Annotated in this window: 13 protein-coding genes; 2 read left to right on the top strand and 11 right to left on the bottom strand. The window is 39.1% G+C overall.

Going from position 1 to position 15,773, the window contains the following annotated elements:
• Nucleotides 1–67 precede the first annotated feature (67 nt).
• On the bottom strand, nucleotides 68–1,798 hold the full coding sequence (locus HNR53_RS14125; protein WP_184527084.1) for a glycine betaine ABC transporter substrate-binding protein: 1,731 nt from the start codon (nucleotides 1,796–1,798) through the stop codon (nucleotides 68–70).
• Between the two features lie 5 nt (nucleotides 1,799–1,803).
• Complete coding sequence (locus HNR53_RS14120) at nucleotides 1,804–3,009, bottom strand: quaternary amine ABC transporter ATP-binding protein (protein WP_184527082.1); 1,206 nt, start codon at nucleotides 3,007–3,009, stop codon at nucleotides 1,804–1,806.
• An 814-nt stretch (nucleotides 3,010–3,823) separates the two neighbouring features.
• Here HNR53_RS14120 and HNR53_RS14115 point away from each other — a divergent pair.
• Nucleotides 3,824–4,717, top strand: a complete 894-nt coding sequence (locus tag HNR53_RS14115) for a DMT family transporter (protein WP_184527079.1) — start codon at nucleotides 3,824–3,826, stop codon at nucleotides 4,715–4,717.
• A 168-nt stretch (nucleotides 4,718–4,885) separates the two neighbouring features.
• Here the strand turns inward: HNR53_RS14115 and HNR53_RS14110 are convergent, their stop codons facing one another.
• From HNR53_RS14110 to HNR53_RS14070, 9 genes are all read right to left on the bottom strand, one after another.
• Nucleotides 4,886–5,536: an acetate uptake transporter gene (locus HNR53_RS14110; protein WP_184527077.1), complete on the bottom strand. Its 651-nt coding sequence runs from the start codon at nucleotides 5,534–5,536 to the stop codon at nucleotides 4,886–4,888.
• Between the two features lie 103 nt (nucleotides 5,537–5,639).
• Nucleotides 5,640–6,626, bottom strand: coding sequence for a 2-hydroxyacid dehydrogenase (locus HNR53_RS14105; protein ID WP_184527075.1), 987 nt, complete (start codon nucleotides 6,624–6,626; stop codon nucleotides 5,640–5,642).
• Nucleotides 6,627–6,887: 261 nt separating this feature from the next.
• Nucleotides 6,888–8,291 carry an MATE family efflux transporter gene (locus tag HNR53_RS14100; RefSeq protein ID WP_184527073.1) on the bottom strand — a complete coding sequence of 468 codons (1,404 nt, stop codon included), beginning with the start codon at nucleotides 8,289–8,291 and terminating at the stop codon, nucleotides 6,888–6,890.
• 259 nt (nucleotides 8,292–8,550) lie between these two features.
• Nucleotides 8,551–9,900 carry an FAD-binding oxidoreductase gene (locus HNR53_RS14095; protein ID WP_184527071.1) on the bottom strand — a complete coding sequence of 450 codons (1,350 nt, stop codon included), beginning with the start codon at nucleotides 9,898–9,900 and terminating at the stop codon, nucleotides 8,551–8,553.
• 185 nt (nucleotides 9,901–10,085) lie between these two features.
• The gene (locus HNR53_RS14090) at nucleotides 10,086–10,520 is read right to left on the bottom strand and encodes a pyridoxamine 5'-phosphate oxidase family protein (protein WP_184527069.1); all 435 of its coding nucleotides are present in this window, start codon (nucleotides 10,518–10,520) and stop codon (nucleotides 10,086–10,088) included.
• A 180-nt stretch (nucleotides 10,521–10,700) separates the two neighbouring features.
• Nucleotides 10,701–11,093, bottom strand: a complete 393-nt coding sequence (locus tag HNR53_RS14085; protein ID WP_184527068.1) for a globin domain-containing protein — start codon at nucleotides 11,091–11,093, stop codon at nucleotides 10,701–10,703.
• Between the two features lie 175 nt (nucleotides 11,094–11,268).
• The gene (locus tag HNR53_RS14080; protein WP_184527066.1) at nucleotides 11,269–11,478 is read right to left on the bottom strand and encodes a hypothetical protein; all 210 of its coding nucleotides are present in this window, start codon (nucleotides 11,476–11,478) and stop codon (nucleotides 11,269–11,271) included.
• Nucleotides 11,479–11,498: 20 nt separating this feature from the next.
• A complete protein-coding gene (locus tag HNR53_RS14075) occupies nucleotides 11,499–11,876 on the bottom strand; it encodes an SET domain-containing protein (RefSeq protein ID WP_184527064.1) in 378 nt (125 codons plus the stop codon).
• A gap of 148 nt (nucleotides 11,877–12,024) precedes the next feature.
• Nucleotides 12,025–14,403: a polyprenyl synthetase family protein gene (locus HNR53_RS14070; RefSeq protein WP_184527248.1), complete on the bottom strand. Its 2,379-nt coding sequence runs from the start codon at nucleotides 14,401–14,403 to the stop codon at nucleotides 12,025–12,027.
• A gap of 313 nt (nucleotides 14,404–14,716) precedes the next feature.
• On the opposite strand from HNR53_RS14070, the gene HNR53_RS14065 reads away from it, so the two are divergent.
• Nucleotides 14,717–15,748 (top strand): CdaR family transcriptional regulator, encoded by a 1,032-nt coding sequence (locus HNR53_RS14065; protein ID WP_184527062.1) that lies wholly within the window; start codon nucleotides 14,717–14,719, stop codon nucleotides 15,746–15,748.
• Nucleotides 15,749–15,773: the final 25 nt, after the last annotated feature.

Here is a 15,773-nt window from a genome sequence, read left to right as displayed (position 1 = left end):
ATAAGGTTAAACTCCTCTTAATTTTCTTGATTCAAGTAGATGAATCTATTAAATCTGCTTCTGTTATTTATTTTAAATCTTCAATGGAATCAATTTCGACATACGCTGGTACAACCAATCCACTTTTTGTACCCTGCAGATTTGGCCCTAAATCAACCAAATCATCTTTATACGTATGATAATATTCTACATGGGTACTCGGAAGCCATGCTCCAACCATGCCATCAGCACTGCCGTTGGCTACACCCGCAAACATCGGACCTACTTCTACCTGGCTCAACGTTACATCATATCCATGCTGTTCAAGAACTTTACCAATGACAGTGGTGCTTGCTATTTCAGTATCCCAGGCCACATAAACAAGATTAATGCTCTCACCATTTCCTGGTTGGGCACCTTGCGTCCACTCTGCCACTTTATCCGGATTGGCCTCTATCCATTTTTCTGCAGCCTTCTCTGGACTCATTCCGCTTTCTATCTCTACCATAACGTCTTCCATATTTCCTGGTTCCCAAGAGAATTGATCAAGGATCGTATAAGCACCGGGTACTTCCTCTTTGAGACCTTTTCTTACAAGTGTATCGATATCTTCAGCACCGCCGAATGAGCCTTTTGGATCATCAAGATATTTCAAATCAAAGGACGAGAACATCCAGTGCGGTGACCATCCTGTCACAATAATCGGTTTCTTCGCATCATAGGCTCTCTTCAATTCCGCTACCATTGCTGCTGATGAACCTTCTACAAGCTTCCAGTCGTCTAATTGATAGTCTTCAATAGCGGTATTTGTTTGAGCCATCAATCCTGCTCCCGGTTCAATACCGATCATTTTATAATCGGTTTCTGCACCAATCCCGTTCGCATTCCCGCCGTTCGACTCTTCTCCTTTCGGAATCACCAGCACGGCAGCTCCGACAATAACCAGCACGGCTAAAGATGAGAAAATGATTTTTGGCTTCACGATATGTTTATAAGCTGGGTTACGCAGATTTTGCGTAATCCGGTCAAGGATAATCGCGATAATGACGATCGCTAAACCAGCTTCAAAGCCTGCTCCCACATCAATTTTACTGACCGCCCGGTACACATCGGCCCCAAGTCCCGGCGCACCAACTAACGAAGCTGTAACAACCATCGATAACGCCAACATGATACTTTGGTTAATGCCGGCCATAATCGTTGGCATTGCCAAAGGAATTTGCACCTTGAATAATTTTTGACTTTTACTAGAACCAAAGGCATTAGCCGCTTCAATTAAATCCTTCGGTACTTCCTGAATCCCCAAATTCGTCATGCGGATCGTTGGCGCAATCGCAAAAATAAACGAAGCAATAATTCCCGGCACGACACCAATGCCAAAGAATAATATCGATGGAATCAAATAAACAAAGGCAGGCATCGTCTGCATAAAGTCCAAAATCGGGGTCACGATATTTCGTACCGTTTTTCTTTGCGCACACCATATTCCAATCGGGATCCCTATAATAATCGTAAGTAATCCTGATAATAAAACAATGGCCAGCGTTTGAATACTAGATTCCCAATAGCCAAGATTTTCAATTAATAGTAAACCTAAAAGCGTAAAAATCCCTAATGGCCATCTGCTTGTATAGACTACTAAAAGGGTTAAGGCAATCATTAACACAATCGGGGGACCGATACTTAATACCGCAACAATCAAATCTAATAGTCCCTCAATAGTGGTTGTTAAAAAAGAAAAGAAAGTAGAAAAATAAATCGTTACCCATTCAACAAAAACATCTATCCAGTCCCCTAAAGGGATTTTCGCTATATTCATTGACATCACTCACTTTCCAAATCGTTCAAGGAATCTTTGTTTCCCGCTAGCGCGCCAATAACAGCTCCGCGAATAACAATTCCTTTTAATTTCTTTTCTGTATCGACGACAGACAGCGGCAAGCTGGATGTTGCGATTGTCTCCATCAAGTCAGTCAGCAAGGTACCCTCGGAAACGGTAGGAATATCGGTTGTCATTACTTCTGAAATAGCTGCATTTTGATCGATTGCTGCACGCGCTTGCTCAGCTGTGAGCGCACCAAGCAGCTTCTGTTTTCGATCCACAACAAAAATGCTGGAATATCCTTGCTTTCGCATAATTTCGAGTGCTACCCTCGGACCGCGGTCAGCACTTATCTTTTCCGCACGTTTCATTACATGAGATGCAGTTAACACTTTTGATAAATTCACATCTTCCACGAATTTTTCGACAAACTCATTAGCCGGATTCATTAAAATTTGTTCCGGTGTTCCAAGCTGGATGATGCTGCCATCTCTCATTAACGCAATTCGATCCCCGATCCGCAATGCTTCGTCTAGATCATGGGTGATGAAAATGATTGTTTTCTGCAGCTGCTCTTGAATTTCAATTAATTCATCCTGCATATCTTTGCGAATTAACGGATCCAATGCACTGAACGCTTCGTCCATCAAAATAATATCCGTATCGCTGGCAAGAGCACGGGCTAGTCCAACCCTTTGCTGCATCCCGCCGCTCAATTGAGAAGGCAGCTGGTCTTCATAACCTTTTAATCCCACTACTTCTAAGGCATGCATCGCCTTTTCGCGGCGCTCAGTTGCCGGAATCTTCTGGATTTCAAGACCATATTCCGTGTTTTCGACGATCGTCTTATGCGGGAATAGGGCAAAGTTCTGAAATACCATGCTGATCTTCTTTTGCCGGACTTCCCTCAGTCTTGCGTCGTTCATCTTGACAATATTTTCGTTGCTAAGCAAAATTTCTCCCATTGTTGGCTCAATCAATCGGTTAAACATCCGAATTAACGTTGATTTTCCGCTTCCGGATAAGCCCATAATGACAAAAATTTCACCGGCGTTAATAGTAAAAGAAACCTTATTTACCCCAACCGTCTGTCCAGTCACCTTTAAAATTTCCTTTTTTGACTTTCCTTGCTTTAATAACTCAATCGCTGCTTTCGGATTGGAACCAAATATCTTAGAGACATTTCTGACCTCTACATATGGTTTCATTAAGTCACCTCATTCGTTTCATCGCCATATCGTATTCAGTATGTGATAGATTCTACTGCTTCTTTTTCGAGATCCAATCTTAATGCTAAAAATCATGAATATGGTTCTTTTATTTAGGGATTTTCTAAAAGGAATGAAACTTCGTTCAGATCTCCAAGAACAAGCAAGAGTACGTCTCTCTACTAATGCTAATTACTTGAACACTTAAAAAATTCGCGTCCGCAACTTTACTTAAAAATAAATTTCTAATTAAACGGATGTGTAAAGTAGGGTATAGGAGTAAAATGATACTGGAGTATTTAATAAGCACAACATATAAAATACGATATAGCGGAATTATATTTACTTTCGAGTCTATCCAATATCCCGGCAAAACTCTGAAAGTCTATATTAACCGTAACAAAGAATGAATATAAATTCAAATCAAAAACAAATAAATTCTAAATGAGATATGCCGCAATCCCTTTTACAGCAAGGGTTCGCGGCATATTTAACTTTTTTTATTTTTGTGTTGTTTCATGCACTGAGACTTGTAGATTATCAGGGTTTAATAAACATTATTTATGTAAATATCCAATTCAAAAGGAATATTGTACGGTATAATTGATATTAATCGTTCTCTAAATACTATATTTGAATAAAGCATTAACACAACTAGGAGGATTATGATGCCGTTACCAACTATAAATCCATACGTTAGAAAGCCCGTTTCAACATCACCGCCGCCACCGGTTACTCCTTTATACACTGATATTTACAACAGAATAAGAATCTGCGATATATGAGCTCTTTCGCAGATTCGGGGGAGTAGACGATGAAATCTAAAATTCAATTCCTACTATCAATGATTATCTTTGGTACGATTGGCGTATTTGTAAGATACATTGATTTAGCTTCGAGTGAAATCGCTTTATTACGTGGTTTTATTGGTAGTTTATTTTTAATGACATTCATGTTCATGATGAAGAATAAAATTTCATGGGCGGATGTGAAAGTAAATACTTTCGTTTTATTCCTTTCGAGTATTGCATTGGGTGGAAATTGGATTTTCCTTTTTCAAGCATACAAATATACGACCATTTCTAACGCAACACTAAGTTATTATTTTGCACCTGTGTTTGTTCTGATTCTTTCCCCACTTATCCTTAAGGAAAAATTATCAACAAAGAAAATCATCTGCATTGGTGCCGCCATGTTAGGGATGTTATTAATTGTTGGTAATGGTAGTTTCAGTACATCTGGATTCGATGATCTAATTGGGATAGGCTATGGACTAGCAGCAGCCGTTTTCTACGCTTCATTAATGCTATTAAATAAGTTCATCAAAAACATGAACGGGTTAGAAACCACATTCATTCAGCTTGGAACAGCGTCATTACTTCTCATGCCGTATGTATTCTTTACTGAAGGATTCGGTATATTAGAAGTATCCCATTCTTCTATTCCATTTATTTTCATCTTAGGGATGGTCCACACAGGGATTGGATTCCTGTTATTCTTCTCAGGGATGCAGAAATTAAAAGGGCAGAGTATCGCTGCATTAAGCTATGTAGACCCCATCACATCACTAGTGATTTCTGCTGTTATCTTGCAAGAACAAATGACATTTGTGCAAATGCTTGGCGGTTCATTACTTTTAGGCTCTACATTTGTTAGTGAAAATCATTCAATAAAGTTTCCAAAACCTTTCATAAAAAAAATCAGTTAAATAACGTAATAAACAGTGAGAAGCATTCATTTTCCCACTGTTTTGTATTTTGGAACGTTTCAGGAACATATATTTCTTTGTCATAGTAAGACAATCGAATCGGTTGCCAATTCTCATTATTTTATATAAAAATGCCATCAAATCTATGATGGCATTTTTTATATTCTCTTATGCTACTACTTTTCTAGAATCATTTGAATTTTGTTTTTTGAAGATTCCAAATGGTTTACCTACCGGTAATACGACTTGACCAAAATGTCCATTTAATACAGCTGCTGCTGAGCCATAAAAGGAAAGTAACGCAAGCAGTAATTCAGAAATCGCTGCCAGCATATGTGTAGCTTCATGCATAATATTGAATGAACTTAGGGATAGTCCTATAAATAAGAAATCAATCAAGACAAAAATGAAAAATAATACTTTATGTGTTTCCAGTGCCCCAACCGTCATAAAAATACTAAAAATTAGATATCCGATAAATGCCACGCCCAATTGTTTAGGATCCGCTTGACTAAACAAATTTTCGCCAAAAGCACCTGATTGAATTAACCAAGTTGTGCCCACACCAAGCCAAAATAGTCCAAAACCTCCGAAAGCAGTCGTTCCGAATACATTGTTATGTTTTGAATCTAAATAGCTAGCAATTAATTGGGCAAAGCCGCCTAAAAAGAATGCCCAAGGTAATATCAAAGCAGTTCCTTCTGTCCAGCCTAATTTTTGAGATGATGCTACAAGCGTAACCATTGCTAAGCCAAATAAACCTAATGCCGATGGATCAGCTACGGTGATTTTTACTGATGTAGGATTTTGTTGATTCATAGTAGTACTTTCTTCCTCCTTAGGATTTAATACAGCCTTCCTAAAGATACAGGAATTTTCCGCTTCCGTCCATTGGATATTTTGTGACTAACTATCTTATCAATTAATCTAGACTTTTTGTATGTACTTCACTCTGAATCAAAGTCGGAGGAACGTCTCCCCTTAACCCAGCGACCAAGTTTTCAGCTGCTAACATGGCCATATTGAATCGTGTCTCCATAGTAGCAGAACCGATATGTGGCAAAGTCACAACATTTTTCATCGAAAGAAGAGGATTATCCTTTTTAACAGGTTCCGGCTCAAAAACATCAAGCCCTGCAGCAAGGATTTCACCATTTTGAAGAGCATGAATTAATGCCTCTTCATCAACCGTTTTACCTCTTGAAGCGTTGATAAAAATGGCACTCTCTTTCATTTGTTCAAACTCTCTTTTCCCCATCAGTTTTTCCGTCTCAGGAGTAAGAGGCGTCATGAGGCAGACAAAATCAGATTGATTTAACAATTCCTCAAGAGAACAGTAAGTAGCACCATATATTTGTTCGGCATCAGGATTTCTCGAGCGATTGTGGTATAAAATATCCATATCAAAGCCAAAATGAGCCCTTTTCGCGACAGCAGTCCCAATGCCCCCCATTCCAATAATCCCTAGGACTTTATGATGGACATCGACCCCAAACCATTTTTCTGCGAGGTTGGCATCCCATTTTCCAGTCTTAACCCAATCATCTAGCTCCGGCATTCTTCTAGCGGCAGCTATAATCAACCCCATAATGGTATCTGCAACCGTTTCATTTAATACTTCCGGTGTATTCGCTGCCATAATCCCCCGCTTTGATAACTCAAGTAAATCGAGGTTATCATAGCCTACGGATACGTTACACACAATTTTGAGCTGGAGAGCTTGATCTAGTAAACTATTATCTATTTTTAAACCAACTCCTAATATCCCGTGAGCATCCTTCAACGCATGAAGAAATTCAGAATAGTTCTGTGAATCTAGTTTTTCAAAATAAACTACATCACATGTCTGTTTAATATATTCCAACACCTTTTGATCTACTTTCTTATAGACAATTACCTTTGGTTTCATGGCTAAATTCATCTCCTTTAATCAATGCATTTCCTGCAATATATTACATAAATTTTCACGCTATTATGTTTACTTTACAGCAAAATGAACAATAATGACATGATTACCATTCTATTAATGGTACGGAAACAATTCGGGAAATGGGCCCCATATATGTAAAAATCTCCAATTCAACTCTTCTTATTCCTTCATTTCCATGCACATAAAAAATAACCTTTATCTTTCATACAGATAAAGGTTATTTGTGTATTCTAGTATTATTTAGATCAATCTGTGGGCGTGCCATTTCTCCCCTTTAAACCGCCTATAAAAAATGGTCCCCCGCACAACCCATTCTATAATCATCGCTGCCCAAACACCGATGATGCCAAATCCTAATGTAATCCCCAAAACGTAACCAAGCACGACACGTATCAGCCACATGGATAATAACGAGGTAACGGAAGTATAGTTTGAATCGCCGGCAGCCCTTAATGCTGACGGCATAATAAAGCTTGAAGCCCACAAAATCGGCTGTCCAAAGGCGGCCATAATGGTGAGGGTATAGATGGTTGGAATTATTTCCTCGGGAGCACTAAACAGCTTCATCATCTCAGGAAAAAACGGCAGCAGCAAAAGAGATGTAACAAGAAATAGGATCGAGGAAAGTCCAATTAAAGATTTCGTGAATTTCCGTGCATCACCTATGCTCCTCCGCCCCATACACTGTCCTACAATGGTGACCGCTGAGATACTTAAGGAACTCGGTCCCATCTGAAATAATAAAGAGATTGAATTGGCAATAGCATAAGCTGTAATCGCCATGGTGCCTAATTGAACAATAAAGGTTTGCGTCAGCAGCTTTCCACCATTAAAAAATAACTGTTCTGCGGCAAAGGGCAGCCCAATATACATGATTTTCTTTAGAATTGAATAGTCAAGATGCACGGCATCCTTTATTCGAAAGTGAATCGTTTTATTTTTATTTATGATATAAATTAATGAAGCGACCATTCCTAATAATCTTGCGAGAATGATAGAAATCACCAGCCCCATAACACCCATGTGAAAAATAGTGATAAGCAGGACATTGAGCACGGTGTTCGTTAAATTCATAAATAATGATAGATTTAAACATGGTTTTGTATCACCCATCCCTCTTAACGAACCGCACACCGCTTGAAAGACAGCGATAAGTGGATAGGAGATACAGCTGCCGATCAGATATAGCTTCGCATTTTGAAATACATCCGCCTCGGCTTTTCCAAATAGAAGATTTAGGACGGGATGATTAAACACCATGACCAGCACTGTAATCAGAACAGAAACGATCGTGACAGCAGAAATTGCCTGTGTAGCTGTTTTCGAAACCATCGCCTTATTTCCACTTCCCATATATTGCGCCACGATCACGGTACCGCCTGTTGCTACAGCAATAAACACATTAATGAGGAAGATATTCAGCGAATCTACCATACTTACAGCACTGACTGCAGCAACCCCTGCTGAACTAATCATCGCGGTATTTAAGAAACTCATTAAAATTAAAAAGGCCTGATCGACAAATATTGGCAGAATGATCGCAAATATCTGTTTGTAATCGATTGAATCTCCTGAGAAATATTTTTCTAACCAGTTGACAGATTGACGTTTGACTTTTACTTCTAATTCATGGACTAAGTTCACTCTGCTACACTTCTTTGTTAGTATGATATTGTTCTATAAAAATGAACAGGAATTATTATACCACTATCATACAAAGAAACTAGCATTTTTGTGATATTATTCATATATTTGATCCTTGAAAAACAAGGCTTAGGTACCATAGTATGTATACTCTTTTGATAGCGGAATTAATAAAAAAAGAAGAAGAGTACCTTATGAGAAAAGATACTCTTCTTAAAGGCCGATCTTTAATTGTAGTCCTAGTCAAAATTGGATAGACCTAAAACCACCTAATAAAAGGAGGAATGCTTTGCGGGAATTTAAATACATTGAATGGATCATAGGATGTTTTCACTTCTCGAAGCTGTGTAAAATTTTCTCCATAATAGTTTCTTGGCCAATCTCTAATGAACTGATCCGGCCAATTCACATAATCACCCGTTGTATATGGGGATAAAGCATCCCTTAATTCCTCGACCCAGCGAAGGTTTTCTCGTTCTTCGTCAGGTTTATTCCAAATAGTATTGTATTCCTGAGCGATAATGGCATCCCGGTAATAAAAGGCCGTATCTTTTGGATCAGGCTCCCCTGCCTTACCACCAAGTGATTGATGCCAGATATTGGAGTTCTTATTTGGAGCGTTTGCTAAAAAGTGCTTCATTGTCAAGATCGCTTTCTTTGAAAATGGCTCCTCAAGAAAAGAACCTGATCTTTTGTGGTGCGAAGGCACGTTCCCGCTCGGATCATCAAAAAATTGTACAGCATCAATGTAAGGTACTTCTTTTATGAAAATATTAGTTGGCGAACCAGTGTCTGTTAAGGGGCGCAGTAGTTTTTTCAGCATGGATGAATCACCGACAAATTCACCTTGAGCAATAATTTGATTCATTTCCTTAGATTTTAATTCGATCTCTGTGGTAAGACGTTCATCCGTTTTAGGCGCCCAGTGCTGCCATACATCAAATACCTCTTCGAAATCTTCCCATCCCCATGTGATTGAAAAAATCGACACCTTGGAAATGGAATGAACCTTGAAGGTGAAAGAAGTAACAATCCCAAAGTTACCTCCCCCGCCTCCACAGCACGCCCAAAACAGATCACTATTATGATTCCTATTTGCTTTTATCAGTTTAGCCCCTCTATGTCCATCTGCTATGACCATCTCAACCTCAAGCAAATTGTCACAGGTCAGCCCAAACCATCTTGAAAGCATTCCAATTCCACCGCCCAGCGTGAGACCAGCCAGCCCCACACTACTTTCCGTTCCCCCAGGAATAGTCGTTCCGTATTTCCATAATGAATGGTATACATGCCCCAGATTTGCGCCGCCTTCTATTTTCGCGGTCATTTTTTCACAATTGACAGTGATTTTATTCATTTCACTGACATCAATAATAAGACCGCCATCTACTAATGAAAAATTTTCATAGCTATGCCTGCCGCTCCTCACCCTAAACGGAATGCGATTTTCCCTTGCCCACTTAAGAGCATTTACGACATCGTTGGCATTCTGACAAAAGACTATGACTTTTGGGAATTTCGGAACACTCAAATTATTGTTGACCCTTGCCATCCGATATTCCACATCATTAGGTGTTACGATCCGCCCAGTAAGCTTTGTCATTTCCAAAATACAAACCCCCTCCTTTATTCCAACAATATAAATAAGATGCTATATAGTATGAAGAAGCTTTGGAAAAGGCACCTGCATTAATTAAGGAGAATCAGCACTCTAAATTTCTTTAGCAAAATGTTCATAATAATAGCCTTCCAAAACAAAAGTTCCGGAAGGCTGTGTATGTAATAGTCGTTATTTTAAGTAAAAGAAAGAGTATAGGGTCCGTCTAAATCCGGATGATTCATGAGACGGATCGATTTTGGTTCGCATTGAATGACGATATAATTCGGATCATCAGGACCGGCTAAATATCTGCGGAAGTTGTCATGCCATAAACGATCCTTTAGTTCTTTTTCATCATGGATCGTTGCTGTTGCGATGATATCTAAGTATGGATTTGGCTTTCCGAAGCTTCCGCTTTCATAGCCAAATAATATATGTACTTTAGAATTGTTTAATATGTCCTGTACCTTTTCTGTCTTCTTGCTGGAAATGGTGTAAAGAATAAACTCATCATGCCGGAAAATCATATAACGGGCAAACGGCTGGTCACCCTTCATCGTACAAAGAGTTCCCACGCGTTTTTCGTCTAAAATTCTTCGGATTTCATCTTTCATCTGCTGCTGTTCCACGCTTATCCCTGCTTTCATTATTGTCCATTTATTCCTTTTATTATAGCAATTTGGAGTATGGCATTTCCAAATCGAGAGGACAAATTTGAAAACTGGCCATGAAAGCTGCCATCCTTCACTGATATTACCCAGAATAAACCCAAAACACATAAAGAGGGGATACCTCTCCCCTTTCATGTGTTAATTTGACTCTGGTGTATTAATCATAATCGCTGCTACCTGCTGCAGACGGCTATAGAAAAACTGCCCTTCCGGAGTCTTATCCAAACCTATCTCCGCAAAAGCTTCCCCCATACACCGAAGCCAACATTGTGCCCGCTTCGGTGTAATTTCGAACGGAAGATGCCGCTGCCTCATCGCCGGCGGACCAAATTCATTACTATAAAGAGTGGGACCGCCTAGAAATTGGGTTAAAAACATTCTTTGCTTTCGCATAATTTCACTCATATCGCCCTCAAACAACGGACTTAAGTCGGGATCATCATATACTTTCGGATAAAAAGCATTTACCAATTGATTAATCTTTTCCGCACCGATCTGGTCAAATATAGTTCCAAATTTCTCTTCAGCCATCTATATACTCCTTTTTATTTTTAATATTACCCTATTGTTAATATTAATATTGTGATCTAGATCAATAGTTCTGAAACAATGGGCAAATTAAAGAACAGAACATGGGATACCATGTCCTGTTCTTGTACTGTTAAATTCTCCTGTTGTATCATTTTAGCAGCTAAGATTCTAATGATTAGCGTGACGGCTTTGGCGGTTGGCACACGTCACATTTGCGTTGGTTATTGTTTTTAAATTTCGTAAATGTTTTTTCAAAGTTATTGCCGCATGCACATTTAAATAGCAGCTTTTGTGAAAAGCCGTGATATTCCGTCGTTAGCAGCTTACTCTCCGAATTTTTCTCAACAAATTGTTTAATTTCACCGATCGTCCATCGTTTACTCATTTTCTTACACCTCTATATTTTTAATCCCTGTCAAACCACAGCAGCTCTTTGTCATCCACATCGCCATTATAATTGATAAAAATCTCATCACCTGCTTTTATATCTGTGAAAGCATAGAAGTCAAATGTATGATTTTTAAAATTAATCTCATAAATAGCGTTAGGTTCATAGGAATGGTTAAACAGCATTCCATAACCCAGAAGAATTGCCGAGTGATTTATCCCATACTCAAAAGCGTAATCAGCGAGTAGCGTTTGTTCAATGTATTGATGCTGATCGTTTGGATAAGCAATGACAGGTGCTTCATGCAGGAGCTCCCCTTTTTTGATATCACATGTCGCAAATACCCCTCTATTGAATTCTCCATCACTAATTGGAGATGTTTTAACCTCAATCATGTAGTGCACCTACTTACTTGTAAAATTTATCTTTCTAACTGTAACATAAATTTGAACAATATTCTTTTTTTATTTTGAAGCGTAATATTAATGAGAAGTGAAGAAAAAGAGGATAGACATCGTATCCTCTTCTAATATATTTGTTCTATTATCTTTCCCTATTTACCAAATAATCGAGTAAATATTTCAGAAAAGTAGTGTTGCGCGGCACTTCTTGCAAGGTCTCCATGGCAGTACAGTAATGATCCCACATCGCTTTTTTGGCACCTTCCAGACCAAGGACTGAGACAAAGGTTGAATTGTTGTTTTCCGCATCCTTGCCAACCGGCTTTCCGAGCAGGTTTTTATCCCCTTCAACATCAAGCAGATCATCCTTTATCTGAAAGGCAATCCCGGCATGGCGGGCAAATTTTTTCAAAGCCTTCATTTCTGCTTCATCCGCATGAGCGACGATGGCCGGCATGATGAGAGAGGCCTCAAAGGCAATCCCAGTTTTATAAAAACACATCGTATTCAGTTCCTCCAATGACAGCTGCTTCCCTTTAGAATGTAAGTCCATTGCCTGTCCCATACACATATCCATTGTCACCTGGGAGGCATATTGAATCAAGCGAAGTACAGCCCGCGGTTCAAAGCCTTCAAGAGAGGATAATTCATGGACAGCCTTTTGTGTTAAAAATAAACCGGTCAGTTCAGCCGAAGCTGCGTCAAACATCTGGTGCACCGTTTGCCGCCCCCTCCGGATCGGGGCATTATCCTGTGATGGCAGATCATCAAAAATAAGCGAGGCCGTATGCATATATTCCAGCGCCCGCAGCATTGGCATAATTGCCAGTCTGTCCAGGCCATACTCATTAATGCCCATCATCCAGGTGATAATAGGCCGCAGCCGCTTTCCATCTCCCTCGAGACTGTAGTTTGCTGCATCAATTATCGGTGACTTCAGTAATAATTCATTCCCGTTTTTTGCAATCGGCAGGGTTTCATTAATCTGATTCCGCACAGTATTAATCGTATAGATGAATTCTTCCCGCTCCTGCTGCTCCTTTTTCAGAACAGTCAGCACATGATCGCGAAGCAGCTTATCGAAAAAATCAACATCATCCGCTTTTCGGACCAGATGCTGGATGGTCTGATTGAATGTCGGAACTTCGGACGTGAACAATCCCATCAGTTCATGATATTTCTTCTTCCCCACTCGTAACTTAAACCGTTTCAGACTGTTAATGGCCCGGTCAAGAATCACCTCACAGGTTTTCGGATCTGAACCGTAAACATCATGAATCAAATAAGAAATAACGGACCAATATAGTTGAAAAGGATTGATTAGATCCGGGCGCTGCTCATGGTAGGTTAAAAAATAAGTATAAGGGGTTACGGCTCCACTTCTTAAATCATCAAACATATCAGCAAAGTCATCCGCCAGCTGATTGTAAATACCATAATAAAAGGTTCTGTTTTCAAAACCCTTATCCTCGGGAGCACCAATGACAGAACGGACAATTAGGCGTGAAGAAGAGGATTTTAAAATGACAGGTATGTAAAGCTCTTCATTCGTATAATGAGCATTTGCTAAATTCTTTTCACGGTCATTCTCTTGTGATTGAAAAAACACGTAAGCCAGTTCGAAAAAGGATTGGATCGTCTCCCTCCGCTGGTTAGCTCTAATATACTCAAAGGCTTCACGAAGTTCGGCATGGATGAATTGAATCAGGCCGCGATTTTCGCCTGTCCACTTTCCTAGTTCCGGGACCACACCTGTGATCAGGGTCCTTCGAATCAAATCAGAATATTGCCTTTTTTCTTTATCAGATAATACAGCTGAATCAAGCAGATCATCAATAAAGGGATAGGTTAGACCATAGGAATACCCCAGTCTTATGGCATGATCAAGCCTCTTCGTCCGCTCCTCCCCGCGTACACCGCCACCCATCGCTTCCATCTCATGGATCAGCACTCCGCCAATGATTTTCATTAACTTTCGCTTGGCATGCTCAGCGTCCATTCCTTTTGGGATATGAGAAGCAGCTGTCTGAATTTTGTTGTGCATCCACATGACAGCTGATTCAATTCCTTCTTTTTGTCCCCAACGGTACATCCCGTCCATGCTGAACATCTCGATTTGTTCACCGCTCTCTGATGCCGGTTTAAGCAGATATTTTTTTAACCCGGCAGTAAAACGACGGACACTTTCCTTATTTTCCGCTGAGTCCAAGGCTTTTCCCAAATCCCGCATAAAAATATAGGACACACTTCGATCGAGATAATGATCCAGTTTTCCCGTAAGTTCCAGCCATTGAATATAACTGTGATATCCGTTTAAATCCGGCGTTTCCTGTCTCTTTGAAAAAAAGGATAAAAAAGAGTGATGAATATGGTTTTGCTTCCAGGATTGGAAGTCTTTCGTTAGATTAGTGACGTAGGTCTTCGCTGTAACTTGTTCACGAAGTAACTTAAAATAATGGGCAGCCTTCTGCTCAGCCAGCCTATAACATTCATCCTCATTTTTGATCAATTCATTATTCATCATAAATATTACCTCTTTTTCGAGTTTCTCCTCTATATATATATTTTCAACTTCGACTAATATTAATGTTCAACCACGATCATTTCTCTCTTTCTACTAGACTAACAAATAATAAGCCTATATTCCAAACAAAACCCCTCGCATGGCGTCTTCTCCCATAGGTCAAGAAATAAAGATCCCCTTAGAACAGTTGTCTGAGAGGAAAAATAAAGAATTTACAAACAATGAAACTTTCTGTTAAATGGATTGATTGAACCACATCAATTAGAAATAATAAGAAAACACAGTGGTTCATGACAAAGGAGTTATTAAGATGTACCAATTAACAAAAAAACAGGCCCAGCAAATTGTGGACAAAATGATGCAGGATATACCGTACAATATTAATATCATGGATAAGGAAGGAATTATTATCGGGAGCGGCAATAAGGAAAGAATCGGGACATTACACCAAGGTGCATTAGAAGCCATAAAACAAAGAAAAATCGTTGAAATTCAAATCGATAAAAAGTATGAAAAAAAGGGGATTAATTTACCAATCGAAATGAATCATGAAATCATCGGAGTAGTGGGAATCAGCGGTGATGTAGAGGAAACCAGACCTTTCGGAAACCTTGTGAAATCTACGGTCATTTTGTTAATTGAGCAAAGTGCAGCTTTACAAAAAGAAAATATTGAAAGATATCGCAGGCAAGAGTTTCTTCATTTAATCATTAACCCCGATACCGTTTATACGAGGGAACTTATAAACCAAGCACAGACCTACCATATCAATTTAGCAAACCCTGCTCAAATAATATATATTGAATTTCCTTATGAAATCAACGAAGAACTATCTGTCTCAGCTTATTATCCATCATTTAAAATTTCTAATCATTCTCAATGTATAGTGGTCCAGGAAACGACTATTATCGAATCCATCACTAGGCAGATACAAAACCAGCATGCCGAAGCATTTATTGCTGTCAGCAAAACAAATAATCGAATCTCTGAAGGTTATAGGCAATCCATATCTGCCATGCGGGTAATAAAAGGATTATTACCGAGCGAAAAAACGATTTCATATGCAGACTGTGAGTTTATTGCTGATTTATCCGAATGGCTTATAAATGAAAAAAAGACGGTTCATTTACCCCAACTAATGGAAAATGATGAATTGATTAAAACGTTACAGACGTTTATCATTTGCAACTTGAACATTAATGAGGCAGCGAATCAATTAATTATCCATCGGAATACCTTGAACTACAGACTAGAAAGAATCCATAAGATAACCGGCAAAAATCCAAAAAACATTTTAGAATTAACCGAACTGATATTTATCCTGATTAATCGAATACAATAAGGAATCGATAAAAAAATCAATGGGT

Source organism: Bacillus benzoevorans (genome assembly GCF_014207535.1).
Taxonomy (GTDB): Bacteria; Bacillota; Bacilli; order Bacillales; family Cytobacillaceae; genus Bacillus_BD; species Bacillus_BD benzoevorans.
The sequence above is the reverse complement of the archived record's forward strand: the minus strand, read 5'-3'. Positions and strand labels throughout refer to the sequence as shown.

What these genes read in the sequence shown, in the direction of transcription:
- HNR53_RS14125 (WP_184527084.1), bottom strand. Translation starts at nt 1,798, where the DNA reads ATGAATATAGCGAAAATCCCTTTAGGGGACTGGATAGATGTTTTTGTT.
- HNR53_RS14120 (WP_184527082.1), bottom strand. Translation starts at nt 3,009, where the DNA reads ATGAAACCATATGTAGAGGTCAGAAATGTCTCTAAGATATTTGGTTCC.
- HNR53_RS14115 (WP_184527079.1), top strand. Translation starts at nt 3,824, where the DNA reads ATGAAATCTAAAATTCAATTCCTACTATCAATGATTATCTTTGGTACG.
- HNR53_RS14110 (WP_184527077.1), bottom strand. Translation starts at nt 5,536, where the DNA reads ATGAATCAACAAAATCCTACATCAGTAAAAATCACCGTAGCTGATCCA.
- HNR53_RS14105 (WP_184527075.1), bottom strand. Translation starts at nt 6,626, where the DNA reads ATGAAACCAAAGGTAATTGTCTATAAGAAAGTAGATCAAAAGGTGTTG.
- HNR53_RS14085 (WP_184527068.1), bottom strand. Translation starts at nt 11,093, where the DNA reads ATGGCTGAAGAGAAATTTGGAACTATATTTGACCAGATCGGTGCGGAA.
- HNR53_RS14080 (WP_184527066.1), bottom strand. Translation starts at nt 11,478, where the DNA reads ATGAGTAAACGATGGACGATCGGTGAAATTAAACAATTTGTTGAGAAA.
- HNR53_RS14075 (WP_184527064.1), bottom strand. Translation starts at nt 11,876, where the DNA reads ATGATTGAGGTTAAAACATCTCCAATTAGTGATGGAGAATTCAATAGA.
- HNR53_RS14070 (WP_184527248.1), bottom strand. Translation starts at nt 14,403, where the DNA reads ATGAATAATGAATTGATCAAAAATGAGGATGAATGTTATAGGCTGGCT.
- HNR53_RS14065 (WP_184527062.1), top strand. Translation starts at nt 14,717, where the DNA reads ATGTACCAATTAACAAAAAAACAGGCCCAGCAAATTGTGGACAAAATG.